General features: G+C 47.2%; 3 protein-coding genes. All 3 read right to left on the reverse strand.

Annotated features, from left to right (window positions below; translation table 11 throughout):
- On the reverse strand, nt 1-398 hold a 398-nt coding region (locus R8N28_RS24895), incomplete at its 3' end, for a Slp family lipoprotein (RefSeq protein ID WP_318183625.1).
- 39 nt (nt 399-437) lie between these two features.
- A complete protein-coding gene (locus R8N28_RS24900) occupies nt 438-743 on the reverse strand; it encodes a hypothetical protein (protein ID WP_005478797.1) in 306 nt (101 codons plus the stop codon).
- Between the two features lie 51 nt (nt 744-794).
- The coding region (gene tsaB / locus R8N28_RS24905; protein ID WP_318183626.1) for a tRNA (adenosine(37)-N6)-threonylcarbamoyltransferase complex dimerization subunit type 1 TsaB at nt 795-1,407 on the reverse strand (613 nt) is incomplete at its 5' end.

The following is a 1,407-nucleotide window of genomic DNA, read 5'->3' on the forward strand; positions in this document are numbered from 1 at the left end:
AACACGTACTCATGCTCTCCGATTTTGCCTTCTTCTTCACCGGCCCCTTTGCCCACAATCGTCACCAAACGGCCTTGGCTAAATGCAACAGGTTCTAAGTAGCCATCAAAATACACGGCGAAACGACCCGTAGGCTCTTGGTCAATATCAGGTTTGCCCGATTTATTGATAGGTAGATTGACGATCTCTAGGCGTGTTTTGTCTTTGAAGTTGTCCACTTTCGCAATGATACCGCCGAGGCGAACATCATTCGTGACCTCTCCTTGAGACTCAGCAAAGGCCTTATAGTCGGTAACGACTTGCTCTGTACTAGCGTTCAACTCTTCAGGAAGAGAGCTGCATGCAGACAAGCCAAAAGCGGCAACCAAAACCAAAAACAACCGTCCAAAAACCTTCATAAACCACCATTTAATCTATTAATACCAATTCGAGGAAATTCATACATAGATATCGACACCCAGTAGCTGAGCCAGTTCCTCTTTTTTAGCTCGATTCATGACATCCATGTACTGCTCCATGGCTTTGCGAGCATTACCTTCCGGCAAATCATATTGTACTTGAGCACGATGAATTTGGGACTCATCAACTTGTTTTATGGAATGCGCGACTGCGTTTGCCACCTTTGAAGGTTGACCAACGGACTGCTTATTTTGAGCTTTCTTTACCTGCCCTTTTTTACCCACTTTATTGGTACGGTTGGTACCGGGTATCAGTGAAGGAGGTAAACCATTAATCGACGCCATAACGCTCCATAAAAAGACAGGGCTACCGCCCCGCCTTTATTTTTTCCCTAATTATTCGCGGCCTGGAAGCTTCTTCCAAGTCACGTTATCACGCAGGTAAACTGGGCTAGATTCTTCAACAGGAACCGTATTGCCTTTTTCTAGTTCTTGCTTAGCTAAAATCACAATGTCTTGTGAGTCAGGGTACAATACCTCACTGTCTGCAGTGTTAAACGGCAGGCCTGTCAGTTCTTCCTGATACGCAGACCAACCTGTACCAGCTGTTGTCCACGTTTTAGAGTCAGCTTGTGCTTCTTCCGCCAAACGAGCTGGTGGAATCACACATTCTTCATCAACACCCATCCATTCGCCGTTTTCTTGGCGAGAATAACGTGCCCAGTAAACTTCGCTCATGCGCGCATCAATCGCTACAGCGACATCAGTTGCACCATGCAGGCGGTAGCTTGCTTGTGCCATCGCAGCCAATGTTGAAACACCAATCATCGGCAGTTCTGCACCAAATGCTAGGCCTTGAGCGATGCCAATACCGATACGAACACCAGTAAAGCTACCAGGGCCACGGCCAAACGCTAGTGCATCCAAGTCTTGTAGAGTTAGACCCGCTTCTTTCAGCACTTCGTCAACCATTGGCAGCACTTTTTTCGTGTGGTCACGAGGTGCCACT

The sequence above is a fragment of the Vibrio sp. Vb1554 genome (genome assembly GCF_033344235.1).

Bases quoted from the DNA above. Each gene is read 5' to 3' on its own strand.
- R8N28_RS24900 (WP_005478797.1), bottom strand. From the start codon at position 743: ATGGCGTCGATTAATGGTTTACCTCCTTCACTGATACCCGGTACCAAC.